This is a genomic window from Mesorhizobium sp. W067 (assembly GCF_054719525.1).
This window is the reverse complement of sequence record NZ_JBTTII010000001.1, coordinates 208,607-233,825: the sequence shown is the minus strand read 5'-3', so window position 1 is coordinate 233,825 and position 25,219 is coordinate 208,607. Positions and strand designations below refer to the sequence as shown.

Sequence of the window (25,219 nt, the reverse complement as noted above, 5' to 3'; positions counted from 1 at the left end):
CTCTTTTGTTATGGTTCAGGCTGGACTGGTGGGCGCCGTCCGACGGGCTGTGCTCAGCCCGCGATGGCGCAGGATTTCGGCGATGCCGGCGATGATGACGGACACAGCAAGGATAGCTGTCCCCAGCGCCATCACGGTCGGCAGCGAGCGAGGAAAACGCAGTTGGCTCCAGATGTAGAGCGGCAGCGTCGGCTCGGTGCCGGCGAGGAAGAAGACGACGATGAACTCGTCGAAGGAAATCAGAAAGGCCAGCATGAAGGCCGAGACGATGGCCGGCAGCGAGAGCGGCAACATCACCCGCCGGAAGGTCGTCCAGTCGGAAGCGCCGAGATCGAGTGCGGCCTCGCGAATGGTTTTCGGAATTGCGGCAAACCGGCTGCGCATGATCACCACGGTGGTCGGCAGCGCCACCAGTATGTGGCCGAGAACGATGGCGATGCGCGACGGGCCGAGGCCGATGAGATTGACGAGGATCAGCAACGATATGCCGACGATGACGCCGGGGATCAGGATCGGCAGCCTGGAGATGGCGCTGATGGTGGCGGCGAGCGGCGAACGACCATAGAGGTCCATATAGGAGACGGTGATGCCGCAGAGCGTGGCGCCGGCGGCGGCCACGACGCCAATGACGAGACTGTTCAAAAGCGCGCCGGACAGCGCCGGATTGCCATAGAGCGTGGCATACCATTCGAGCGTGAAGCCCTGCAGCGGAAACGCGGCCTGGATGGAGTTGTTGAAGGAAAACAGCGGGATCAACAGCACCGGCAGATAGAGGAAGACGAGATAGGCAAGCACATAGACGCCGAGCCAGCCGCGGCCATCATCTCTCCGCGCCGCGCTCATGTGCGGCTGCCGAATTTGCGGTCGGCGCCGCATGCGACCAGCACCACGCAGAGGATGACCAGCATCACGCAGACTGAAAGTGCCGCCCCGAACGGCCAGTCATTGGCCTTGCCGAACTGCGACTGGATCAATGTGCCGATCATGGTGCTGGCGGGACCGCCGACCATGGCCGGGGTGACATAGTCGCCGACCGTCGGCACAAAGACGACGAGGGCGGCCGCCAGAACGCCCGGCATCGAATTGGGCAAGACGACGCGGCGAAACGCCGTGAACGGTCTGGCGCCGAGATCGGAGGCGGCTTCGAGCAGTGATTTCGGGATGGTGTCCAGCGCCACATAGATCGGCAGGATGGCGAAGGGCGCATAGGCATGCGCCAGCGTGATGACCACCGCCGCCGGCGTGTTGAGGAAGGCCAGCGTCGGTTCCGACCAGATGCCGCTTTCGATCAGCGCCGAGTTCAGCACGCCATTGTAGGCGAGCACGATCTTCCAGGCGAAGACGCGCAGGAGATAGCTGGTCCAGAACGGCAGGGTCACCAGAAACAAAAGCAGGCTGCGGCGGCGGCCGGCATGGAAGGCGAGATAGTAAGCGACGGGATAGGCGGTGACGACGGTCGCCAGCGTCACCAGGCCGGCGATCACCAGCGAGCGCAGCGTCACTGTCCAGTAGAGCGGATCGGAGACCACGGTGATGAAGTTGCCTGCCGTAAAGCCGGCGCCGAGCAGCGAACCGTCATTGCCGCGAAGTGAGAGGAACAGCACGAGGCCGAGGGCGAACAGGATCAGGAGGACGGTGACCAGCCCGCCCGGCAGCAACATGGCGAAGCGGAAGCCCCGGGCGGAGCCTGCTGGCGCTTCAGACGCAACGACGGTCGACATCGGGCTACTCGACAGAAATATGAAATCGACTTAACTTTTTTCATATTTGTGAAACTGTCAAGTTGAATCAACGCTCGAACGCGTCCAGCATCCGGTACCAGGCAATGGTCGCGGCAACGCCGACCTGGCGGAAGGCGTGGAACGGGATCGGCCGGACCGGCGACAGCGGGAACGGCAATTGATTGACATCGCCGCCCGCGAGGTAGCCCGCCATGCGTTTTCCCAGCGCGGTCATCAGGCCGACGCCCCTGCCCTGGCAACCAACTACGGCGAGCAGGCCCTTTTCCGGCTCATGGATGTGCGGCAGGTGATCCGGCGTCATCGCCACACGACCGAACCAGCGTTTCTCGATCGAGATATGGGCCAAGGCCGGATAGAGCCGCACCAGCGCGCGCTGCAGATGCGCCCAGTCGGCCTCGCTCCTCGGCCGCGCCATGCGGCCGCGGCCGCCAAGCACCAGATGGCCGTCGGTTGTTTTGCGGTAGTAGACGAGAATGCGCCTGGAGTCGGACACCGCCTGCCCTTCCGGCAGGATCGTCGCCGCAAGGTTGGATGACAGCGGCGCGGTGGCGACCTGGAAGGAATGCAGCGGCACGATCGTTTCGGCGAGGCCCGGAAGCAGTCCATCGGTATAGGCGTTCGTCGCCAGGACAACCGCTTTCGCCCGCACCTCGGCGCCGTTTTCGGTTGAAACACGCCAAAGGCCGGCCTCCTTGCGGAGTTTCACCACCTTCTGCCGCTCGGCAATGCTGGCGCCGGCGGCGGCAGCGATGCGCGCCAGTTCCACTGTATAGGCGAGCGGATCGATGATGCCGGCGCGGCGGTCGAGCCAGCCGCCGAGATAGCCTTGCGCGCCGGTCATATCGGCGATCTCGCTTTCATTCAGAAGCCGGACATGGGCGCCACGCGCCCGCCATTGACGATCCCTGTTCGCCGCCGCTTTCAATGCGGTTTCGGTATGCGCGGCCTGGATCCAGCCATTGCGCGTGAACGGCACCGCCAGCTTTTCGTCTTGGATGAGATCGAACACCGTATCCGCCGTCGAGGCGGCGAAATCGACCAGCGCTTGGCCACGCTCGAGGCCGAAATGCTCGAGCAGCCATTCGGGATCATATTTCAGGCCGGGAATGACCTGGCCGCCATTGAGGCCCGAGGCGCCCTGGCCGATCTCGCCAGCCTCCAGCACCTGTACACCGAGACCGAGCCGGGCTGCGTGCAAGGCGGTCGACAGGCCCATGAAGCCGCCGCCGACGATGGCAACGTCGACCGGCGCAGTGACGAGCAACTGGAAGGCGGATGCGGTCTGCGGCTTCTGCCAGATCGGAACGGAAAACGGTGCGGGCAAGGCTTCACCTGGAGTATGCGGAAAATGAAAATTCTAGTGCCAGTTTCATTTTTTTGAAAGAGCGGGCCTCATGTCAGAACCGACAATTGCCTGCGCCACGGGATAGACCTTTGGCGTGAATCCGGTGAAAGTGCAGCGGCCCAGCTGCCATCTCGATCATCAAAGGACCGTAAGCCATGACGAACCCAACGCAGCTTCCCGCCGACGGGCTCTTCATCGGCCGAGCCAGGGCAAGCGATGCCTCGCATCCGCTGGTGGTCACCGTGCGCGACGGCATCGTTTTCGACGTCACCTCGACCACCGCACCCACAGTGCGCGACATCTGCGAGATGGCCGATCCGGCCGGACACGTGCGCTCTGCCAAGGGCGAACCGATCGGCTCGCTCGACGCGATCGCCGCCAACAGTTTTCAGGCCACCCGCGATCCGGCAAAACCCTATCTGCTCTCGCCTGTCGACCTGCAGGCGGTGAAGGCGTCGGGCGTGACCTTCGTGGTCAGCCTGCTCGAACGCGTCATCGAGGAGCAGGCGCGCGGCTCGGCGGAAAAGGCCGACGCCATCCGCGCCGACATTGCCGGGCTGATCGGCCACGATCTGTCGAAGCTGAAGCCCGGCTCGCCTGAGGCGATGGAGATCAAGGCCAAGCTCATCCAGCGCGGCGCCTGGTCGCAATATCTGGAAGTCGGCATCGGCCCCGACGCCGAGATCTTCACCAAATGCCAGCCGATGGCGTCCGTCGGCTTCGGCGCCGATGTCGGGCTGCATCCTGTCTCCACCTGGAACAACCCCGAGCCGGAGATCGCCATGATCGCCGCCAGCACCGGCAAGATCGTCGGCGCGACCATCGGCAACGACGTCAATCTGCGCGACGTCGAGGGACGCTCGGCGCTGCTGCTCGGCAAGGCCAAGGACAACAATGCCTCGGCCTCGCTTGGGCCCTTCATCCGGTTGTTCGACGCAAGCTTTTCCATCGACGATGTCAAGCGCGCCACTGTGCGGCTGAAGGTCGAGGGCGAGGACGGGTTTTCGCTGGAGGGCGCGAGCTCGATGGCCGAGATCAGCCGTTCGCCCGAAGAACTGGTCGCGGCCGCCATGGGGCCGCACCACCAGTATCCCGACGGCTTGGCGCTTTATCTCGGCACCATGTTCGTGCCGTCGAAGGATCGCGGCGAGAAGGGCAAGGGATTCACCCACAAGATCGGCGACATCGTCACCATCTCGTCGGAGAAATTCGGCGCGCTGGTGAACCGCGTGCTTCTGTCGCCCGATTGCCCGCACTGGACCTACGGCGCCAGCCATCTCATGCGGGACCTCGCCAAGGCCGACCTGATCTGATTTCGGAGCAGCGGGACGAACGGATAGCCGATAAACGTTCGCATCCGGTCCCTGTAAGCCGTTTGTTAGCGGAATCCGGGTGACTGTATCGGAAATTCGCTCCAGGATCGGGGCGCGGTCTGTGGGGGCCGAATCGCATGCTCGGTTTGCCGATGATATCGGTGCGCAATCTCGCCATGCGTTATGGCGGCGTTGTCGCGCTCAGGGATATGAACCTGTCTGTCGGACAGGGGACCATCCATGCTGTCGTCGGTGAAAGCGGCGCCGGAAAGTCGACGCTGGTGAAGCTGCTTGCCGGCGTGCTCCGGCCCAACAGCGGCACCATCCGCGTCGGCGACCAGATCGTCACCGTCGACAGCCCGATCGCTGCACGCAAGCACAGCTTCGGCGTCGTCCACCAGGGGCTCGGCCTGTTTGCCGACCGCTCGGTGCTGGCCAATCTGTTCGTCAATCGCGAGCCGTTGCGCAATGGCTTCGTCTCCAGGCGCGAGATGGAGGCACGCAGCCGCACCTTGCTTCGGCAACTCAAGCTCGACGTCGATGTCCACGCTCCTGTGGGACAACTCGGCATGGGCGAACGGCAATATGTCGAACTCGGCCGCGCAATTCTGGAAGGCCCGAGGCTGCTGATCCTCGATGAACCGAATTCTGCGCTCGACCGGCGCCAGACCGAGCACCTGTTCACCGTACTAAGTGACCTCAAGGCCAAGGGCACGAGCGTGCTCTATGTCTCGCACCGGCTGGAGGACGTGTTTGCGATCGCAGACCAGGTCACCGTGATGCGCAACGGCCGTGACGTGCTGACAAGTGAGCGCTCGGCGTTGAGCGAAGCCGATGTGATCGACGCCATGATCGGCCAGCAGCGCGGCAGCCTGTTCCCGCCTGCACTGCCGGCCAATGCCAGCACGATAAGGCCGCGGATCACGGTGGAGGGTCTGAGCGGCGGCCGGATTTCCGGCGTCAGCTTCACCGCCCGCTCCGGCGAGATCCTCGGCTTGGCCGGGCTTGAGGGGTCGGGCGTTGAAGACCTGTTCGAGATGCTGTTTGGCCTGCGCCAGGCGCAAAGCGGCAGGGTGCGGCTCCCCGACGGCTACGGCTTGCCTGGAAATCCGACCGAAGCGGCGCGGCGCGGCATCGGCCTGGTGCCGGCCAACCGCCTGTGCAACGGCCTGATGCCCGACCGGTCGCTGGCCTTCAACATAGGCAACATCGCTACCGGCGCCCGCAACTGGGGGTCTCGCCGCTACTCGCCCAAGGCCGCGATCGCCGCCGCCGCAAGGCAGATCGATGCGCTGCGCATCAAGGGCCTGCCGGACGCGCCGGTGAATTCGCTGCTGGCCGGCGATCAGCAGAAGATCGTAATCGCCAAATGGCTGGAGACGGCGCCGCAAGTGCTGCTCCTAGACAATCCGGCTGGCGGTATCGAGGCGGCTGCCAAGCGCAAGATCTATGCGCTGATCCGGCAGATGGCGGCCAATGGCTGTATCGTTTTGCTGCGTTCGGTCGAGCCGTCCGAACTGACCAACCTCAGCAACCGCGTCCTTGTCTTCCACCGCGGCCGGGTCGCCGGCGAGCTGTCCGGCGCCGAGATGAAGCGAAGGACAGTGCTGCAACTGACCACCACCGGCGAGATGCCGGAGGCGGAGCGGCCGAAAAAGAAACTCGTGGGAGCCATGGCATGACACGATTGGATCCCATGCTACAGCTTGCCGGTTCGGCTGCCCACCCGAAGCGCAGCCTTCGCCTGCCCGTCGAACTCAGGCCGCTCATCGGGCTCGTTGTCCTTGTGGCGATTACAGGCTTTGCCCGGCCGGATTTCCTCGACGAGGCCAATGTGCTGTCGTTGCTGGAAACCGCTGCGTATCCCGGCATGCTGGCGATCGGCATGGTGTTCGTGCTCGCACTCCGCGAGATCGACCTTTCCGTCGGCTGGATATTCCATCTCGCGGCCCTTCTCACCGCATTCCTTCTGGCCGCCGGCATCGACCCGTGGCTTGCCGCCCTTGCCGGCGTGCTGCTCGGCGCCGGGCTCGGCCTCGTCAACGGCCTGCTGGTGGTGGCGCTGCGACTGCCGGCCATCGTCGTTACGCTGGGCACCTTTGCAATGTTCCGGGGCCTGGCGGCGGTGGCCGTCAAGATGCAAGCGACAGCTCCGGCCAGCCCAGGCGGCGACTTCTTTGAGATCGTTCACGGCAAGCTGTTCGGCCTAGTGCCGACGGCTGTCTTTGTCTTCGTCACAATGGCGGTGGTGATGCACCTCGTGCTTCACCGCAGCCGCTTCGGCTACCGGATCCAGGCCGTCGGCAGCAATCCGCAGGCGGCGCTCTATGCCGGCATCCCGACAGGTGCTGTGCGGCTGCAGACGCTGGTGCTGATGGGCATCGTCTCGGGGCTGGCGGGCGCGCTGTGGCTTGGCTCTCCCGTTACCGACGTCGACCAAGGCGGCGGTTTCGTGCTGATGGCGATTGCCGCGGCGATCATCGGCGGCACCTCGCTTTCCGGCGGGCGCGGCACCGTCTTCGGTGCGGTGATCGGCATGCTGATCGTCCAGGTCATCTTGAGCGGCGTGACCCTGTTCGGCATCGACGCCGCATGGAGCCCCTTCGTGATCGGCGCGGTGATGGTGCTGGCGCTCGCGCTCGACCGGCTGGACAAGGTGCTGCGCATCCGCCAGGCCGAGCGCTTCCAGGAAAATCCGCGCGCCTGAGTTTAAGCCCCGCCTGCTTGCCGGGAAATATCTCTATCTCTTGGTTGACGCAATTCCGGACGGAAAACCGTTTCACACTTTTCCTGGAATTGCCCTCTAACTGATGCGATCTGATGGGATCGATGATGGCGCGTTGCATCGCGCCACCATCCATTGGGCGGATGGAGGCTTGCCATCGGCCGCAAAAGAAGATGCTCTGCGCATCCGGGTCGGCGCTGGCAGGAGGAGAGGAACAAGGGCATGGCCCGGATCATCGCCGGACGTGGAGGTCGTTTTTCAACATGGGAGGAAAGCAAATGCTGACGAGGCTACGATTACTCGTGCTTGGCTTGATTGTGGCGCTGGCCGTTCCGGCGGCGGCACAGGCCAAGACGTTCTACTGGATTTCGCATGGCGGCCCGGCCGACCCGGTCTGGACCTACTTCCTGGCCGGCGCCAAGCAATGGGCGAAGGACACCGGCAACACCGTCAACACCTCGTTCCACAATGGCGACGTTGCCTCGCAGCAGGAGGCCGTGCGCGCCGCGATCTCGGCAAAGGCCGACGGCATCGTTACCACCAGCCCCGATCCGGGCAGCCTGATCGAAATCGCCAAGGAAGCCAACACCGCCAAGATCCCGATCATCAACTTCAACACGCCCGATCCCAAGGCAAGCTTCGACGCCTATGTCGGCGGCGACAACGTCACCTTCGGCAAGCACTGGGCGCAATATCTGGTCGACAAGGGCCTGGTGAAGAAGGGCGACTTCGTCTGGATGCCGGTCGAAATCCCCGGCGCCACCTACGGCGTCCAGGAAGAGGAAGGCATCAAGAGCGTCTTCGAACCGCTGGGGATCACCTATGAGATCACCGAAGCGACCCTCGACCAGGCCGAGGCCATCAACCGCATGGTCGACTATCTCACCGCCAACAAGGCCAAGGTCAAGGCAATCATCGGCCTCGGCGATCTGGTCACCGGCTCGATCAAGCGGGTGTTCGACCAGGCCGGCATCAAGCCGGGCGAAATCCCGGTCGTCGGCTGGGGCAACTCGCTCGACACCACCCAGGAAGTGCTGACCGGCTACGTCAATGCCGGCCAGTGGCAGGACCCGCAGGCGACCAGCTATGTCGCTCTGTCGCTGGCCAACATGGCGGCGTCAGGCATTCCCCCGGGCTTCAACGTCATCACCGGCGCGCTCTATGAAAAGGACACCGCGCAGGTCTACGACGACATCCTGTCCGGTAAATAACCCAGACCTTCAACAGTCGCGGCCGCAGCCGCGGTCGCGACTGTCTTTTTCCTTTTTCGCCGAACCCTTCGCACGACGTGCGAGGTTTCAGCCTTTCCCTTCCTGTCGCGGGTTATCAGTGGAAAACCGTTCGCTCATCCAACGCCTGATCGCGAGGCCGGAATTCGGGCCCTTCGTTCTGCTTATCGTCGAAATCGCGGTGTTCTGGAGCATCAACCACGATTTCCTGTCGCCGCAGAACATCTCCAACACGCTGGCCTTCACCGTCGAGCTCGGGCTGATCGCGCTGGCGATGACGCTGTTGATGACGTCGGGTGAATTCGACCTGTCGGTCGGCTCGCTGTTCGGCTTTTCGCCGGTGCTGATGTGGACGCTGTTCAACAGCGGTCTGACCTCGCTGGAGGTCGGCTTCCTCGCCGCGCTGCTGATCGCCGCCTTCATCGGCCTGGTCAATGGCTGGTTCGTCACGCAGTTGAAAATCCCATCCTTCCTGGTGACGCTCGGCATGCTGCTGGTGGTGCGCGGCACCGCGCTGTTCGTCACCGACGGCTTTCCGCAGCGGACGTGGAGCGCCGAGGGCAGCTGGCTGGCCGAAGCGCTGGTCGGTGATTTCTTCATCGGCCCGTTCCGCATCTACATGTCGCTCTTCTGGTTCATCGCGGCGGCCATCGCACTGGGCTACGTGCTGACGCAAAGCCGGACCGGCAACTGGATCCAGGCAGCCGGCGGCAATCCAGGCGCCGCAAGGGCGCGCGGCGTCAACGTCAGCGGCGTCAAGATTGGCCTGTTCGTGCTGTCGTCGGTGATGGCTTCGCTTGCCGGCGTCATCTCGTCGCTGCGCACGTCGGCCGCCAACCCCAACAGCGGCACCGGCTACGAGCTCGAAGTCATCGCCATGGTGGTGATCGGCGGCACGGCGCTGACCGGTGGGCGCGGCACTATCATCGGCACCGTGCTCGGCATCCTCATCCTGCGCGTCATGCGCAACGGCATCGTGCTGATCGGCGTGCCCGGGCTGGCCTACAACATCTTCATCGGCGCCATCATCCTCGGCATGATGGCGCTGCACTCATGGCTGGAACGCCGGCATCAGGCAGGGACCTAGAACCATGGCTGAACCGCTCATCCGCATGTCCAACATCAAAAAGTCCTACGGGCGCGTGCAGGCGCTCGAAGACGCCAATTTTCATGTCAACGAAAGGGAGATCGTCGGCCTGCTCGGCGACAATGGCGCCGGCAAATCGACGCTGATCAAGGTGTTGTCGGGGGCGGTGCCGCTGACCAGCGGCGACATTTTCATCCGCGGCAAGAAGGTCAATCTGCGCAGCACCAGCGACGCCATCGCGCACGGCATCGAGACGATCTACCAGGATTCGGCACTGGTGACGCAGCTGTCGATCGCGCGCAACCTGTTCCTCGGCCGCGAGCCGATCAAACCGCCGCGCTTTTTGAACCGCATGGACCAGGAGGCGATGAACAATGTCGCCCGCGACCTGTTGAAACAGGTCGGCATCTCCAAGAACATCCCGCCGACGACGCCGATCGGCTCCCTGTCCGGCGGCGAGCGGCAGGCCGTCGCCATCGCGCGCGCCATGCACTTCGACAGCGACCTGATCATCCTCGACGAGCCGACCAACAATCTCGGCGTCGCCGAGACGCAAGGCGTGCTGAGCTTCGTGCGCAACGCGCGCGATTCCGGGCATTCCTGCATCTTCATCGCCCACAACATCCACCATGTCTTCCAGGTGGTTGACCGCATCGTCGTCATGCGCCGGGGCAAGGTGGTGGCCGACGACATCGACCCGAAGAAGACCAGCGTGGCCGAGGTCGAACGCATCATCACCGGGATGTCGGACAAGGAGATCCGCGACGCCATCATCGAAGGCGGGCCATCGCACGGCTGAACCGTCTTCGCGCCGTCCTGGCACGGAAACGCATCCGCTCTAACTCGTTGTAGAGCATGACCTTTTAACAAAACGGTTCCCGTTTGTCCGAGAAAACCGGTTCCCACTTTTCGGGATCATGCTCTATGACTGCAGCCATGAAAGCCACCGTTGCCGACATTGCCAGGAGCTGCGGCCTGTCGACCGCGACCGTCGACCGGGTTCTGAACAACCGGGCCGGCGCGAGCGCCGCCAACCGCCAACGGGTGATGGAGGCGGCCAAGCAGCTCGGCTATTTGCCGGTGGTCGATCAGGTGACGCTGCCGTCGCGGCCGGCGCATCTTGAATTCTTCCTGCCGATCGGCGCCAACGGTTTCATGATCGACCTCGCCGGGCACATCGAGGACTATGCGGGACGCCTGCCGCTGGTCGCCTCGTGCCGGATCCACAATCTCGGCGGCATCTCGCCGGCAGCGCTGCAGGCGGCGGTTGAAAATCTGTCGCTGAAGGCCAATGGCGTCGGCGTCATTGCCGTCGATCATCCGCGAACGCGCAACATATTGCGCGATGTGGTCGAGGCAGGCATCCGCCTTGTCACGCTGGTCTCCGACGTTCCAGCCGCCCCGCGTTCGGCCTATGTCGGCATCGACAACCGGGTTGCCGGACGCACGGCGGCGCTGTTGATGGGGCGCTTCCTCAATGGCCGCCAGGGTCATCTGGCGATGGTCGTCGGCTCGCGTTCCTATCGCGGGCACGAGGAGCGCGAAATGGGTTTTCGGTCGGTACTGACAGAGGAATTCCCCAATCTCACCGTCTCGAGTGCGGTCGAGATCAATGACGAACCCGAAGGCAGCTACACAGCAACGATGCAGGCGCTGCACAACGAGCCGGAACTGCTCGGCATCTATTGCGTCGGGGCCGGGCGCTCAGGTGTGGCGAGAGCGCTGCTCGAGGCCAAGCCAAAGAAGAAGCCGGTCTTCATCTGCCACGACCTGACCAAGGAAACGCGCGGCTATCTCGTCGACGACCTCGCCGATGTCGTCATCGACCAGAATGCGCGGCTGATCGCGGAGCAATCTGTGATCCGCCTGCTCGGCTCGATCGCGTCCGCCGCGCCCTACCTGACGAAGAAGTTCATCGAGCCACGGCTGATCTTCAAGGAAAACGTGCCGGTGCAGTGAAGTCGCGCCGTGGCGGTTTCTCCGATTTGTACGACAAGTCGGGGTAGATGCCGCAAATCTGCACAGCAGCCATGCAACTTTCATTGTTGCCGAATCATTGGGCAACCCGTACTCATCTGGGTGTCGGCCATCTACTCCTCCCAGATGCGATGCCGACGCTGAGCGCGGTGCACCTCCTCCCGCATCTCGTTCGAAATCGAGCCCGCTGCCACCTCCTCCCGGCAGCGGGCTTTTTTCATTCTCAAATGAATCTAAATTAAAGTTGACGGGCAAGTTCGGAGAATAGCCAAAAGCCCCGCCGGATGATGGGGACTCCTCAACTCCGAAAGCTGGAATTCAGCGCGCCCTGAAAGAGCTGATCAGGCCTTCAGCCATGCGCACGAACTGCGTGCTGGGGCCCTGGCAGCCCATGGTCTGCACGCTGACGCGCGCCCCTTCGAACAGCAGCGACAGCGTATCGGCCAGAAGCTCGGCCTGACCGATGCCCGCATCCCGGCACAGCGCAACGAGGCGATCGCGCTGAGCGCTCTTGAGCTCCTTGATCACGCTCCTGGCGGGATGGTCCGGCTCGGTCAATTCGGCGGCGGCATTGGCCATGTCGCAGCCGCGACCGTCAGCCGCCAGGCAAGCAGCGGCCATGCGAATCCAGGCATGCAACTGGGCGAGCTTGTCGCCGGGATGCTCCGCCTCGAATTGGTCCCACATCGCGGCCCCTTTAGCCGCCGACGCGCGCAGGCACTGGACGATCAGTTCGTCCTTGGACTCAAAATGACGGTAGAGCGTCATCTTGTTGGTGCCGGCGGCTTCCGTGATGGCGTCGACACCGACGCCCTTGATGCCATGCTTGTGAAACATGTCCTGCGCCGTCTCCAGGATTCGATCCCGGGGGCGCACACGATCGGTAATGCCGTCTGCCATCGCAGTCTCCTTGTCTCCCTAAAAATTCGGTTCACCTCTTGACTAGGGTGTTACCGGTCTGTAACTATCCGAATGTTACTTACTGGTAACACCTATGTGGCCTTCCGTCAATAACAAGGCCGTGAACTGGTCCTGCCAGATCACACGGGGTGAAAATTGCAGGTCATGCGGCTCCGGCCGGTGAAGAGATGAAAACCGGTTCGCGATCGTCCGATGCGAATCGCTGGAATGGAGACGCTCCAATGTCGCAGCGCAAGGATTTGACCATCGATGAAGCCATCCGGGATCCGATGATCCGGCTGGTGATGAAAGCGGACCGCGTCAACCCGCGCGCCTTCGAAGCGATGCTGAGGACCGTTGCCGATGAGCAGGGCCTCAGCGGCGCGGCGCCGTCTTCGTATTTTTTGCAGGACCCGGGTTCGGTGCGCAGCAGGCGGCTGTCCCGGTCTGCCCATTCTTTTAAAGAGGCCGGTTCTTCTAAAGAGGTTTGCGTGTCGTGGTAAACTTTTTCATCCATCGTCCGATCTTCGCCTCGGCCATCGCCATCATCATGGTGCTCGCCGGGACGATTTGTTATTTCCTTTTGCCGGTTTCGCAGTTTCCCGACATCACGCCGCCGCAGGTCGTGGTCAGCGCCCATTATCCGGGCGCCAGCGCGCAAGTGGTCGCCGATACGGTGACGACGCCGCTGGAGCAGCAGATCAACGGCGTCGAAGGCATGACCTACATGTCGTCGTCGAGCTCCAATGACGGCTCCTCGACCATCACCATCACCTTCGATGTCGGCTATTCCTTGAGTACCGCGGCCGTCGACGTCCAGAACCGCGTCTCGCAAGCGGCCTCCTCGCTGCCGGCGATCGTCAACCAGGGCGGCGTGACGATCAAGAAGCAGAACCCAAATTTCGTCCTCATCGTCAACCTGACCTCGCCCGACAGTTCGGTCGATCCGGTGGCGCTGAGTAACCTCGCCTATCTGCAGGTCGTCGATCCGCTGAAGCGGCTGCCTGGCGTCGGCGACGTCCAGATATTCGGCGAACGCCGCTATTCGATGCGCGTCTGGCTCGATCCGGACAAGCTCGCCAATCTCGGCATCACCGCTGTCGACGTCCAGAACGCCATCTCGGAACAGAACGTCCAGGTGGCGGCCGGCAAGATCGGCCAGTCGCCGGCGCCCGCCGGCACCGCCTTCGAGATGCAGGTCAACGCCGTCGGCCGCCTGAGCGACCCCAAGGAGTTCGGCGACATCGTCGTGCGCGCCAACACCGGCACCGGCTCGCTGGTGCGGCTGCGCGACGTCGCCCGCATCGAGCTCGGCGCGCTGCAATATTCGTCGTCGGCCTTCTTTGGCAAGGACCCGACGGTGGTGCTGGCCGTCTACCAGATGCCGGGTTCCAACGCCCTCGATCTGCAGCAGCACGTCAAGGACAAGATGCAGGAACTGTCGGCACGGTTCCCCAAGGGCGTCTCCTACGCCATGCACTACGACACCACGCGCTTCGTGTCGGCATCGATGCATGACGTGCTGATCACGCTCGGCGAAGCGCTGGTGCTGGTCGTGGCCGTGGTGTTCATCTTCCTGCAGAGTTGGCGCACGACGATCATCCCGACCATCGCCATTCCGGTGTCGCTGGTGGCGACGATGGTCGTCATGGAAATGATGGGCTTCTCGCTCAACATGCTCTCCCTGCTCGGCATGGTGCTGGCCATCGGCCTCGTCGTCGACGACGCCATCGTGGTGGTCGAAAATGTCGAGCGACAATTGGAGGCGGGCCTCAAACCGCTGGCGGCGACCAAGGCCGCGATGGCCGAGGTCACCGGACCGATCATCGCCACCACCGCAGTGCTGATGGCCGTCTTCGTGCCCGTTGCCTTCATTCCCGGCGTCTCCGGCAAGCTCTACAATCAGTTCGCGCTGACGGTGGCGATTTCGGTCGGCATATCCGCCTTCAACTCGCTGACGCTCAGCCCGGCGCTGAGCGCCGCCTTCCTGCTCCATCGCGGCGAGACGCAGTTCGCCCCGTTCCGCTGGTTCAACACGGGCTTCGACAGACTGTCGCATGCCTATGCGCACGGCGTGCGTATCCTAATCCGGCTGCGCTGGATCATGCTCGGCTTGTTCGCGGCCGGCCTGGTGGCCACCTACTTCGTCTGGCAGAAGTTGCCCTCGACCTTCCTTCCGGTCGAGGACCAGGGTTACTTCTTCGTCGTCATCCAGCTGCCTGACGGCGCCTCGCTGGAACGCACCGATGCGGTGGCGCAGAAAGCGCGCGACATATTGCAGGCAACACCCGGCGTCGAGATTGTCGGCTCGATCAGCGGCCTGAACTTCCTGACCAGTGCGGCGCAGTCGAACTCGGCTGTCGAGTTCGCCATCCTGAAGCCGTGGGAAGAGCGCGGCCCCGACCAGAGCGCGTCCAAGCTCGTCTCCGATGTGCGCGGCAAGCTGATGCAGATTCCGGAAGCCTTCGCGCTGTCCTTCGATCCGCCTTCGATCCCGGGTATCGGCACCACGGGCGGCTTCGAATTCGTCGTCGAGGACCTCACCGGGCGAGGCAGTTCAGCCCTCAACGACGCGACGCAAGCCGTGATCGCCGAGGCGCGCAAGCAGCCGGAAATCAACCCGCAGCAGCTGTTCTCGCCGTTCTCGACCTCGACGCCGCAGTTCAACTACGACCTCGACCGCAGCAAGGCCAAACTGCTCGGCCTCAACCTGCCCGACGTCTTCAACACGCTGCAGATCTATCTCGGCTCGCTCTACGTCAACGACTTCAACCTGTTCGGCCGCACCTTCCGGGTGACCATCCAGGCCGACAAGGATGCACGTGCCGACGCAGGCGACCTTTCGCGGCTCTATGTGCGCAACGCCTCCGGCGGCATGGTGCCGCTGAGCACACTGGGCAAACTGGTGCCGTTCGTCGGCCCGGAAACCGTGCCGCACTACAACAACAACGCCTCGGCCACGATCAATGGCGGCGCAGCCCCCGGCTTCTCGTCGGGCCAGGCGGTTGCCGCGATGGAACGGGCCGCCGCCACCGCTTTGCCCAGGGATTTCGGTTTCGAATGGACCGGCATCACCTTCCAGGAGCTCAAGGCAGGATCGATCGCGTCGGTCGTCTTCGGCCTCGCCATCGTCTTCGTCTTCCTGATCCTGGCGATGCAGTATGAGAGCTGGGCGATGCCGTTCATGGTGCTGCTGGCGGTGCCACTGGCCCTGTTCGGCGCCTTCGCAGCCCTGTTCCTGCGCGGCATGCAGATCGACGTCTACTCGCAGATCGGCTTCGTCATGCTGATCGGCCTCGCCGCCAAGAACGCGATCCTGATCGTCGAGTTTGCAAGGCGGCGGCGCGAGGAAGGCTTGAGCATTGTCGACGCGGCGATGGAAGCCGCGCGGCTGAGGCTGCGGCCGATCCTGATGACGGCCTTCGCCTTCATCCTCGGCGTGCTGCCGCTGATGTTTGCGACGGGTGCGGGTGCGGCAAGCCGGCAGTCGATCGGCACCACCGTGTTTGGCGGCATGGTCGCGGCGACCATCCTGTCGCTGGTGTTCGTGCCGGTCTTCTACGCGGTCATCGAGCAGCTGCGCGAAGGCCGCGTGCGCAGCGAACAGAACGCCGCTCATGACCAGGACAATAATGAACCGACAGCCGAACCAGCGCGGATGCGCCTGGCCGAAGCAGCCGAATAGAATTGGAGACCAAAATGCGTAAATGGAAAATAGCTTTGGGAACGGCCGTCGCCCTGGGAGCGATCTCGGTGGCAAGCGTCCACTTCCTCGACATGGGCAATCTCAGCCTCAATGCCGGCACGGCGGCAGCGACGGCAGCACCTGCGGCATTCGTCATGCCGGTGCCGGTGACGAGCGTGGTCAAGAAGACGATCCCGATCTACCTCGACTACGCCGCCCGCATCGAGGCGATCCGCAGCGTCACCTTGCAGGCCCGCGTGCCCGGCTATCTGCAGGAGCAGACGGCTAAGGACGGCGCGGATGTGCGCCAGGGTGATCTGCTCTACAAGATCTCGCCCGACGACTTCAAGGCGGCTCTCGACCAGGCCAAGGCCGAAGTGCAGCGCGACCAGGCGAGCCTCGACTATGCGCGCTCCAATCTCGGCCGCGGCTCCGAACTCGCCAAGAGCGGTTATCTGGCCAAGGATGGGTTCGACCAGCGCACGAGCACCTTGCGTCAGGCCGAAGCGTCGCTTGCCGTCAACCAGGCGGCGGTGCGGACGGCCGAGCTCAATTTGAGCTACGCCGAAATCCACGCTCCGTTTGCCGGCCGCGTCGGCCGCAACCAGGCTTCGGTCGGCACGCTGGTCAGCGTCGCCGGCACGGTGCTGAACACGTTGGTGCAGCTCGACCCGATCTACGTCACCTTCAATCCGAGCGAGACGGACCTGGCAGAAATCGAACGGGCCCGCGCCGCCGGCCCGATCGAGGTCGAGGTGCTGCTGCCCGGCGAGACCGAAGCCAGCCAGAAGGGCGAACTCACCTTCATCGACAACACGGTCGACCACTCGACTGGCACGATTACGGCGCGCGCCACCATCGGCAATGCGAAGTTCTCGCTGCTGCCGGGCCAGTATGTCCGCGTGCGGCTGCACATCAAGCAGCTGCCCGACGCGCTGATGGTGCCGCAGGTGGCGCTGGGTTCGAGCCAGCTCGGCAAATATGTCTATATCGTCGGCAAGGGCAACACGGTCGACCAGCGCATCGTCTCGCTTGGCGCGACCAGCGGCGACCTTGTGGCGGTCCTCAGCGGCGTTGCCGAAGGCGACCAGGTGATAACGGGCAATCTGCAGAAGATCGGCCCAGGAATGCCGATCTCGCCGTTGCCCCAGGAGAAACCGGCCAGCTGATAACCCCCATCAGCCCCGGTCCTGCGGCGCCTTCGGCTTCCACGCCGAGGGCGCCGTTTTTTTATGGAGCGCCGCACGCCGTTTTTGGAGTAACCGCAAGGCACAAGAATCCGGAACAAACATATTGTAGGATTGTCGACAATCTGCTTGTCTGTTTCCGGCTCTCACTGGAGTGACGGAATGGCCAAGCTGGACTTCAATCCGATCGCGGATACGACACGCCGAGCCGAGATCGTTGCGCTGTTGCGGCGGGCGATCCTGACCGGCCAGCTGGAACCCGGCCAAAAGCTCAACGAGCTGAGGATCGCCGAGCAGATGCGGGTCAGCCGTGCGCCGTTGCGCGAGGCGATGCGCGAGCTGGTGCAGGAAGGCATCCTGACCAGCATTCCCTATGCCGGCACCTTCGTCATCGATGTCACCGCCAAAGATATCGACGACGCCTATTCGCTGAACAAGGTGCTCGATGAATTCGCCATCGAGCGGACATGGAAGCTGCGCGACCAGCGCTTCTTCGGCGAACTCGACCGCCGGCACGAGGCAGTGAAGCAGGCGACGCGCGCGCGAGACACCACCCGCCAGATCGAAGCCGCGCTGCAATTGCACGGGCTGATCTATGAATGGGCCGACAACTCGGTGCTGCTGGAAACCTGGCAGCGGCTGACCAGCCGGCTGCAGATGTATTTTGCCCTGCACCAGCGGGCCCGCAACGAGCCGGTGCCGGCCGAAGATCTCCACGAGACCTATGTGCGGCTCTTGAAGGGCGCCGACATGCGCGCCGCCCAGCGCCATGCGCGTGAACATATCGACCTCGATTTCGAAGAGCTGCTTGCCTATGCGCGTGGCCTCGACCAGCGGAACATCGAAGGGCTGACCCTCCTCAACGCCTAGAGACAACGGACAGACAAGTGCAGATCAAAACCATCAAGGCCTATCGCGTCGTGCAGCCCTTCGTGGACGGGCCCTACCGCATGTCCAAGGGGCGGGTTGCAGACTGCTTCGATGCGGTGATCGTCGCAATCACCTCCGACAGCGGCGTAACCGGCTGGGGCGAGATGGCGCCGCTCGGCAATTTCTATTCGGCCGCCTTTCCGGCGGGAACGCGCGCGGGCGTGGTCGAGATCGCGCCGCACCTGATCGGCCAGGACCCGCGTGGCCTCGCCGGCATCGGCCGATTGATGGATACGGTGTTCAAGGGCCATCGCTACATCAAGTCGGCGCTCGACATGGCCTGCTGGGATCTGGCGGCCCGGGCCGCCGACGTGCCGCTGGTGACCATGCTTGGCGGCCGCGAGAGCGACATGGCGGAGACCTACCGCGTCGTCACCCACGGCACGCTCGACCAGATGGCGGCACTGGCCAAAAGGATCATCGCCCAGGGCTGCCGCCGGCTGCAGGTCAAGGTCGGCGGCAATGTGCATGAAGACATCGAGCGGGTGAGCGCAGTCGCTTCGGCCGTGCCGAAAGGCACGGTGATTTTCTGCGACGCCAATGCCGGCTGGACACCCTACCAGGCGCGGCAGTTCGCCGATGCAACGCGCGGCATCGACTACACGTTCGAGCAGCCCTGCACGACGATCGAGGAGAACATGTCGGTGCGCCGCATGCTCGACAAGCCGATGGTGCTGGACGAGAGCGTCATCTCGCTCGAGGCGATGCTGGAAATCCATCGCCTGGGCGCCGCCGACGGGCTGACGCTGAAGATCTCGCGGCTTGGCGGCGTAACCAGGACAAGGCAAATCCGCGACGTCGCCGTCGATCTCGGTTTCATGATCACCGTCGAGGATACGGGCGGCGCCGAGATCGACACGGCGGCGATGGCGCATCTGTCGCTGTCGACGCCGGAAGAACGCCGGCTGCACGCCATCGCCTTCCATGAGTGGGTGACGGTGCGCACGGCCTCCAACGCCCCACCGGTCACCGGCAGCCACATGGGCATTCCCGACGGGCCCGGCCTCGGCATCGATGTCGTGCCCGACCTGCTCGGCAAGCCTTTCCTAGAGATCGGCTGAGATCAAGCGCAGCATGAAGCTGTCACCCCACGAATCCTCCGTGGGAGATTTGGTCCTGCAGCCATTCTCCGATTTGCGGGTTGAAATATTTTTCAAATGTAAATAGGAATGTTCAAAATGATGATTTGACGCTGCGGCGCGTCATGACTGGAGGAAGCGATATGGCCCATCCGCAATTTGCAGCGGAACTTCTGCAGCGCGCTGAAGCCCAAGGGCCCATCACCATCGGACTCGCCGGCGCCGGGCAGATGGGCACCGACATCGTCGTCCAGGTGGCGCTGATGCCGGGCATGCGGATCGGTGCCATTTCCGAGGTGCGGCCGCAAGCGGCGATCGATGCCGCACTGCTCGCCGGCCATGACCGCTCCGACATCGTCCAGGCTGCGAACGCCTCTGCCATCGACCGCGCCATCGAGGCCGGCAAGATCGCTGTCACCGAAGATCTGCATGCGCTGGCCGCGGCCGGCCGCATTGATGTCATCATCGACGCGACAGGCAATCCCAACATCGGAACGCTGTTTGCGCTCGAAGTGATGAAGAACGGCAAGCACATCGTCATGCTCAATGTCGAGGCGGACATTACGATCGGCCGCTTCCTCAAGGAGGAAGCGCGCAAGGCCGGCGTGGTCTACACCGGTGCGGCCGGCGACGAACCCGCCTGCACGCTGGAGATCATCGGCTTCGCCAAGAGCCTCGGCTTCAACATCATCGCCGCCGGCAAGGGCAAAAACAACCCGCTCAAGATCGACGCCATGCCCGCCGACTACGAGAAGGAGGCGGCCGAGCGGAACATGAATGCGCGCATGCTGGTCGAGTTCGTCGACGGTTCCAAGACGGCGATCGAGATGGTGGCGATTGCCAACGCCACCGGGCTGGTGCCCGACGTGCCGGGCATGCACGGCCCGACGGCGACGCTGGAGGAACTGGCCAGCGTGCTTTGCCCGCGCGAGGATGGCGGCGTGCTGCACCGCAAGGGCGTGGTCGACTATTCCATCGGCAAGGGCGTGGCGCCCGGCGTGTTCTGCATCATCGAAACGAGGCATCCGCGCGTGCTGGAGCGCATGGTCGACCTCAAGGTCGGCAAGGGCCCCTATTTCACGATCTACCGTCCCTATCACCTGACAAGCCTTGAAGTGCCACTGTCGGCGGCGCGCGCCGTTGTCTACAAACGCGCCGACATGGAGCCCCTCGACCATCCGGTCGCCGAAGCGGTGGCGGTGGCCAAGAGCGATCTCGGCGCGGGCCTATCGCTCGGCATGATCGGCGAGAACGACTATCGCGGCTTCGCCATGACCTGGGAGGACGCCCGCGCCAAGGGCGCGCTGCCGCTCGGGATTGCCGAACGCGCCAAGGTGGTCAAGCCGGTCAAGACCGGCGACTTCCTTACCTATGAAAATTGTGTACCCGACGATTCGATGGTGATAACGCAGATCCGCCGCCGTCTAGACCAGTCGGATGGACAGTTTGTGACCAACGCCGCCTGAACCTTCGGGATCTCCCTGTGATGGACGATGTCGTTATCGGGATCGATGCCTCGACGACGGCGGTGAAGGCGATCGCCTTCACCGGCGACGGCGCGGAGCTGTTCCAGGCGCGCGAGGCCTATCCGCTGGCCAATCCGAAGCCCGGCCATTTCGAGCAGGATGCCGAACATTGGTGGGCAGCCCTCATCAGTGCGCTGAAGCAGGTTGCCGACAAGGTCGGCGCCGCGCGCGTGGCGGCAATTGCCATAGCCCATCAGCGCGAGACCTTCACCCTGATCGATCAGGCCGGCACGCCGCTCATCCCGGCGATCCTGTGGCTTGACGAGCGCGCCCGGCCTCAAGTCGCCAGGCTGTCGGCCGAGCTTGGCCGCGAGACGATCCGCGACTGGAGCGGCAAGCCGCCGGATCCGACGCCGGCGCTCTATGCCATCGCCTGGCTGGCCGAACACCAGCCGCAGGTGCTGGCCAACGCCGCCGCCCTGGTCGATGTTCATGGCTTCTTCGTTCACCGGCTGACCGCACGGCTGGTTACCAGCACGGCAAGTGCCGACCCGCTCGGCTTGCTCGATGTCGCGACAGGCGAATGGCACCCTGAGCTTGTCGCGGCTGCAGGGCTGCAGCCACGGCAGTTGCCGGCGCTGATCGGCCCAGGCGAAATCTGCGGCGGCCTTGCCGAAAGCATTGCCCAGCTGACTGGCCTCAAAGCGGGCACGCCAATTGTCGCCGGCGCCGGCGATGGCCAGGCCATGGGTCTCGGCATGGGCGTCTATGGTGCCGGCAGGAGCTATCTCTCGCTCGGCTCCGGCGTCGTCAGCGGCTGCTATTCCGGCACGGTCACCACATCGGACGCGTTTCGCACGCTGGTCTCGCCGACCGGCTCCGGCTTCATGCTGGAAACCGTGCTGCGCTCGGGCATGCAACTGGTCGACTGGATCGTGCGCACCACCGGCGCGTCTTCCGCGGCAGAACTGGAGAAGGGTGCGGTCGATGTTGCGGCCGGCGGCGACGGTCTTTTGGTCATGCCCTATTGGGCCGGCGTCATGAGCCCCTATTGGGATGGCGCGGCGCGCGGCGCCGTTGTTGGCCTGTCGCTCGACCATGAGCCCAGGCATCTCTTCCGCGCCACGCTGGAAGGCATCGCTTTGGAGCAGGCCATCGCCAGCGAGGCGATGGAGGCCGAAAGCGGCGGCAAGCCGGGAGAGATGATTGCCGCCGGCGGCGGCACCAATTCGGCGCTGCTGATGAAGATCATGGCCAGCGTGCTGGAGCGGCCGCTGTTCGTGTCGCCGGTCAACGAGGCGGCGGCCCTTGGCGCGGCCATGCTGGCGGCTTCGGCGATCGGCTGGTTCGCCTCGACGGAAGACGCCGCCAAGGCAATGGCGGCGGCGCCGGCCAGGCGTGTCGATCCGGATATGACGCTGGTGCCGGCTTACCGGGCGCGCAAGGCGATCTACCGCGACCTCTATCACGCGACACGCGACATCCACGCGCGGCTCGGTGCGATCTGAGTTCAAGCGCAGCTTGCCTGCGTGAGGCTCCCATGCCCAACCTGCCCAGCTTGCCGATTTTGCGTCCTGCCCGGCCAATGCTAGACTCATCGGGCTCATGAAAGCAGTATTTCATCTTGCCGCCCTGCCCTGGATTGTCGCGCTTGCGGCAGCTCCAATGACGGCGCGTGCGCAGGACGAGCCGCCCTTCGAGGTCACGCTCGACATGGACAATGACGGCAGGATGGATCGGGCCGTGATCGCGGCGGATTCCGACAGCGGGCTGGCGGATCTCTCGATCTATCTGGCTGCCGGTGAAGGAAAGCTCGATCCTTCGCGCAAGCCTGACTTCGTCAAGAAGGCGCTACGCAGGACCGTATTCTCGGGCTCGAAAGCAAGGGCAAGGGATCGCTTGTCGTCACCTCGTGCTTCGGCTGCGGCGCCAACAAATCATGGGATACAACGTTGACCATCGTCTGGCGCGGCGGTAAATTCCTTGTCGCCGGCTACAGTCGCGACTGGGACTGGAATGTGCAGAAAGCCGACGGCTCGGTCGAGACGACGCTGGGCGGCTGCGACATCAATTTTCTCACCGGCAAAGGCACCGCTTCAAAGGACCTGGACGACGGCAAACCGGTCGCGGGAAAATTCGTGCCGATCGCACTGGCCGACTGGTCGGACGACAGTCGTCCGGAGCCCTGCGAATTCTGACCCAGGCCGACAGCGCTCAACGGTTGAGTAGGCCCTTGGCCGCATCCTCATCGGTGATCAGCACCGAAATCCTGGTGTTGGCCAGCGCCGCGCGCATCACAGCGACCTTCTCCTGACCACCTGAAACCAGTATGATGCTCGGAATATCGGACAAATCCTGCAGCGGATAGGCGCAGACGCGGCGGTTGACCTCATGGTCGACCGGGTGGCCCTCGGCGTCGATGAAATGGCACAAGAGGTCTCCGACCGCGCCGGCGGCCTGCAGTTCCTCAAGTTCGCTCGGCTTGATGAAGCCGTAATTGGCGATCGGGCTGTCCTTGGAAAACGAGCCGACGCTGAGCACGGCGATGTTGGCGCGGCGCGCGCGGAAGACGACATCCTGGACGCTGCGCTGGCTCATGAAGGCATCGCGCTGTTCCGGCTTGTCGGCATAGACCGGCACCGGCAGCAGGAAACATTCAGCGCCGATCTTTTCGGCGAACTCCCAGGCGCTTTCGGTCGGGTTGAGCGGCTGCGCGTGGGTGAGGCCGCCGAGCATCGAGACGACCGTCGTCCTGGCGATCGGCCGCCTCGGCAATTCGTTGATGGCGAATTTCAGCGTGCGGCCCCAGCCCAGCGCAATGACGTCGCCGGCATTCACATTGTCGGCGAGATAGGCGGCAGCCGCGTGGCCGATCATCAGCGGCGCGTTGCTGCGGTCGGCGGCCGACGGCACCACGACCGCCTGGCTTAGCCCAAAGCGCTGCTTCAGGCTCTCCTCGAGCTGCACGCATTCGACGACACTGTCGCGAATTCGGAACTGCACGATGCCCTCCTCGCGGGCAGCGGAGAGAATGCGGTGCACCTTGATGCGGCCGACGCCGAGGATCTCGGAGATGCGCTCCTGCGTCAGACCCTCGACATAGTAGTGCCAGGCGGCGCGGGCCTTGAGCTCGGCATCGGGGAAGCGCGAAGCCTTCTCGTTTTCGACGGTCGCCATCTTTTGCCCTCCCGCGGCAGATTTCGGAAATCTTTTCCGCAAAGCGCCGCCCCCTGGCCTTCCCTAGGACAAACCGCCCGGTGGCGCAAACCACCGCCGAATGGCGCAACGGCTCTTGACAATTTTCTAATGAACAGTTTAGCTGAACAAAATTGCATATCAAAGATAAATTGTTCACAGGGAGGTGCCTGGTGAACAAGAGCGGACGGCAGGCCATCGCCGTTTCGCTGACGGAGGAGACGAAGTGGCCGTGAGTAATGATGCAAGCGAGTCGAAGGCTGGCGAGTTGAAAGCCGCGCCCGGCACTCAAGGTGCGACGGCCGCGAAGCTTTCGGCACTGTTTGCCGGAACCATGGGACCGCTGATCGGACTGCTGCTGCTCTGCCTGGCGCTGACACTGACCACCGACACGTTCCTCACCGTGCGCAACATCCTCAACGTGCTCGACCAGATCACCGTGCTCGGCATCATGTCAATCGGCATGACGCTGGTGATCCTGATCGGCGGCATCGATCTCTCGGTCGGCTCGGTGCTGGCGCTGGCCGCCATGGTGATGGGCTTTGTCTCCCACCCCGACTATCTCAATCTCGGCCTTGCGGCCGGCGTCGTTGCAGCACTGGTCGTCGCCGGCCTTTGCGGACTGGTGTCCGGCCTGCTGGTGACCGTCACCCGGCTGCCGCCGTTCATCGCGACGCTGGCGATGATGTCGGTGGCGCGCGGTCTTGCCAATATGATCACCGACGGTTCGCAGATCGTCGGCTTTCCCGACTGGTTCACCAGCCTGTCGATCATCCGCCATTTCGGCTTCCTGTCGGTCACAGTCGGGGTGATGATGGTGCTGGCGATCGTCTTCGCCATCTTCCTCAACTACCGCGCCACCGGCCGCAGCCTTTACGCCATCGGCGGCAGCGCCGAGGTGGCGCGGCTCTCCGGCATTCCGGTGAAGTCACTGACCAACTGGGTCTACGCCATCTGCGGCGTACTTGCGGGTCTTGCCGGCATCGTGCTCGCCGCGCGGCTGGATTCGGTGCAGCCGAGTTCCGGCCTCGGCTATGAGCTCGACACCATCGCGGCGGTGGTGATCGGCGGCGCCAGCCTGTCGGGCGGCATCGGCTCGATCGGCGGCACCGCGGTCGGCGTACTCATCATCGGCGTGCTGCGCAACGGGCTCAATCTGCTCGGCGTCTCGCCCTTCATCCAGCAGGTGGTGATCGGCGTGGTGATCGCGCTGGCGGTCGCCAGCGATACCTGGCGGCGCAGGGCGCGATAGAGAACGGGCACAATTGAGAATTCGCCCGGAACGTCCGGGCGATAGACGGATCGGTCGATCCGAAACTGGGATGTTCCAAGGGGCGCGATGCGCTGGCGGGACAGTTT

The 25,219-nt window shown here is 63.9% G+C and carries 22 protein-coding genes; 17 read left to right on the top strand and 5 right to left on the bottom strand.

Annotated elements, in window-relative coordinates:
- Window positions 1-15 precede the first annotated feature (15 nt).
- From ACYG97_RS01005 to ACYG97_RS00995, 3 genes are all read right to left on the bottom strand, one after another.
- Window positions 16-843 (bottom strand): ABC transporter permease, encoded by an 828-nt coding sequence (locus tag ACYG97_RS01005; protein ID WP_023709184.1) that lies wholly within the window; start codon window positions 841-843, stop codon window positions 16-18.
- Window positions 840-1,721 carry an ABC transporter permease gene (locus ACYG97_RS01000; protein ID WP_023732142.1) on the bottom strand — a complete coding sequence of 294 codons (882 nt, stop codon included), beginning with the start codon at window positions 1,719-1,721 and terminating at the stop codon, window positions 840-842. The genes ACYG97_RS01005 and ACYG97_RS01000 overlap by 4 nt, the downstream gene beginning before the upstream one ends.
- 67 nt (window positions 1,722-1,788) lie before the next feature.
- The gene (locus tag ACYG97_RS00995; RefSeq protein WP_023732143.1) at window positions 1,789-3,066 is read right to left on the bottom strand and encodes an NAD(P)/FAD-dependent oxidoreductase; all 1,278 of its coding nucleotides are present in this window, start codon (window positions 3,064-3,066) and stop codon (window positions 1,789-1,791) included.
- Between the two features lie 176 nt (window positions 3,067-3,242).
- On the opposite strand from ACYG97_RS00995, the gene ACYG97_RS00990 reads away from it, so the two are divergent.
- The 7 genes from ACYG97_RS00990 (at window position 3,243) to ACYG97_RS00960 (ending at window position 11,400) form a co-directional block, all read left to right on the top strand.
- Complete coding sequence (locus ACYG97_RS00990; protein ID WP_023668510.1) at window positions 3,243-4,400, top strand: fumarylacetoacetate hydrolase family protein; 1,158 nt, start codon at window positions 3,243-3,245, stop codon at window positions 4,398-4,400.
- A gap of 137 nt (window positions 4,401-4,537) precedes the next feature.
- On the top strand, window positions 4,538-6,082 hold the full coding sequence (locus ACYG97_RS00985; protein ID WP_023726381.1) for a sugar ABC transporter ATP-binding protein: 1,545 nt from the start codon (window positions 4,538-4,540) through the stop codon (window positions 6,080-6,082).
- A complete protein-coding gene (locus ACYG97_RS00980) occupies window positions 6,079-7,107 on the top strand; it encodes an ABC transporter permease (protein ID WP_198029665.1) in 1,029 nt (342 codons plus the stop codon). Before ACYG97_RS00985 ends, ACYG97_RS00980 begins: the two co-directional genes overlap by 4 nt.
- A 296-nt stretch (window positions 7,108-7,403) precedes the next feature.
- Window positions 7,404-8,336 carry a substrate-binding domain-containing protein gene (locus tag ACYG97_RS00975; protein ID WP_023687083.1) on the top strand — a complete coding sequence of 311 codons (933 nt, stop codon included), beginning with the start codon at window positions 7,404-7,406 and terminating at the stop codon, window positions 8,334-8,336.
- Between the two features lie 118 nt (window positions 8,337-8,454).
- Entirely contained in the window at window positions 8,455-9,441 is a 987-nt protein-coding gene (locus tag ACYG97_RS00970) for an ABC transporter permease (RefSeq protein WP_023668514.1), read from the top strand.
- Between the two features lie 4 nt (window positions 9,442-9,445).
- A complete protein-coding gene (locus ACYG97_RS00965) occupies window positions 9,446-10,240 on the top strand; it encodes an ATP-binding cassette domain-containing protein (protein WP_023668515.1) in 795 nt (264 codons plus the stop codon).
- Window positions 10,241-10,377: 137 nt separating this feature from the next.
- Window positions 10,378-11,400: a LacI family DNA-binding transcriptional regulator gene (locus tag ACYG97_RS00960; protein WP_023668516.1), complete on the top strand. Its 1,023-nt coding sequence runs from the start codon at window positions 10,378-10,380 to the stop codon at window positions 11,398-11,400.
- Between the two features lie 336 nt (window positions 11,401-11,736).
- On the opposite strand, the gene ACYG97_RS00955 is transcribed toward ACYG97_RS00960, so the two are convergent.
- Window positions 11,737-12,318 carry a TetR/AcrR family transcriptional regulator gene (locus ACYG97_RS00955; RefSeq protein WP_023668517.1) on the bottom strand — a complete coding sequence of 194 codons (582 nt, stop codon included), beginning with the start codon at window positions 12,316-12,318 and terminating at the stop codon, window positions 11,737-11,739.
- Window positions 12,319-12,560: 242 nt separating this feature from the next.
- Between ACYG97_RS00955 and ACYG97_RS00950 the strand changes: the two genes are divergently transcribed.
- The 9 genes from ACYG97_RS00950 to ACYG97_RS00910 all read left to right on the top strand — a co-directional run bounded on the left by ACYG97_RS00950 (window position 12,561) and on the right by ACYG97_RS00910 (window position 22,863).
- Window positions 12,561-12,821 carry a hypothetical protein gene (locus ACYG97_RS00950; protein WP_023668519.1) on the top strand — a complete coding sequence of 87 codons (261 nt, stop codon included), beginning with the start codon at window positions 12,561-12,563 and terminating at the stop codon, window positions 12,819-12,821.
- Window positions 12,815-16,003 (top strand): efflux RND transporter permease subunit, encoded by a 3,189-nt coding sequence (locus ACYG97_RS00945; protein WP_023732146.1) that lies wholly within the window; start codon window positions 12,815-12,817, stop codon window positions 16,001-16,003. The genes ACYG97_RS00950 and ACYG97_RS00945 overlap by 7 nt, the downstream gene beginning before the upstream one ends.
- A 14-nt stretch (window positions 16,004-16,017) precedes the next feature.
- Complete coding sequence (locus ACYG97_RS00940) at window positions 16,018-17,172, top strand: efflux RND transporter periplasmic adaptor subunit (RefSeq protein ID WP_460221549.1); 1,155 nt, start codon at window positions 16,018-16,020, stop codon at window positions 17,170-17,172.
- Window positions 17,173-17,352: 180 nt separating this feature from the next.
- Window positions 17,353-18,060 carry a GntR family transcriptional regulator gene (locus tag ACYG97_RS00935; protein ID WP_023732148.1) on the top strand — a complete coding sequence of 236 codons (708 nt, stop codon included), beginning with the start codon at window positions 17,353-17,355 and terminating at the stop codon, window positions 18,058-18,060.
- 17 nt (window positions 18,061-18,077) lie between these two features.
- The gene (locus tag ACYG97_RS00930; RefSeq protein ID WP_023732149.1) at window positions 18,078-19,181 is read left to right on the top strand and encodes a mandelate racemase/muconate lactonizing enzyme family protein; all 1,104 of its coding nucleotides are present in this window, start codon (window positions 18,078-18,080) and stop codon (window positions 19,179-19,181) included.
- Window positions 19,182-19,342: 161 nt separating this feature from the next.
- Window positions 19,343-20,665: an NAD(P)H-dependent oxidoreductase gene (locus tag ACYG97_RS00925; protein ID WP_023732150.1), complete on the top strand. Its 1,323-nt coding sequence runs from the start codon at window positions 19,343-19,345 to the stop codon at window positions 20,663-20,665.
- A 20-nt stretch (window positions 20,666-20,685) separates the two neighbouring features.
- Window positions 20,686-22,173 (top strand): xylulokinase, encoded by a 1,488-nt coding sequence (locus ACYG97_RS00920; RefSeq protein WP_023732151.1) that lies wholly within the window; start codon window positions 20,686-20,688, stop codon window positions 22,171-22,173.
- A 97-nt stretch (window positions 22,174-22,270) separates the two neighbouring features.
- On the top strand, window positions 22,271-22,621 hold the full coding sequence (locus tag ACYG97_RS00915; RefSeq protein ID WP_156937148.1) for a hypothetical protein: 351 nt from the start codon (window positions 22,271-22,273) through the stop codon (window positions 22,619-22,621).
- The gene (locus tag ACYG97_RS00910; RefSeq protein ID WP_023732153.1) at window positions 22,618-22,863 is read left to right on the top strand and encodes a hypothetical protein; all 246 of its coding nucleotides are present in this window, start codon (window positions 22,618-22,620) and stop codon (window positions 22,861-22,863) included. The genes ACYG97_RS00915 and ACYG97_RS00910 overlap by 4 nt, the downstream gene beginning before the upstream one ends.
- A gap of 16 nt (window positions 22,864-22,879) precedes the next feature.
- On the opposite strand, the gene ACYG97_RS00905 is transcribed toward ACYG97_RS00910, so the two are convergent.
- A complete protein-coding gene (locus ACYG97_RS00905; RefSeq protein WP_023668527.1) occupies window positions 22,880-23,842 on the bottom strand; it encodes a sugar-binding transcriptional regulator in 963 nt (320 codons plus the stop codon).
- A gap of 286 nt (window positions 23,843-24,128) precedes the next feature.
- Here ACYG97_RS00905 and ACYG97_RS00900 point away from each other — a divergent pair, with 286 nt between their 5' ends.
- Window positions 24,129-25,112 (top strand): ABC transporter permease, encoded by a 984-nt coding sequence (locus ACYG97_RS00900; RefSeq protein WP_050590357.1) that lies wholly within the window; start codon window positions 24,129-24,131, stop codon window positions 25,110-25,112.
- Window positions 25,113-25,219 lie beyond the last annotated feature (107 nt).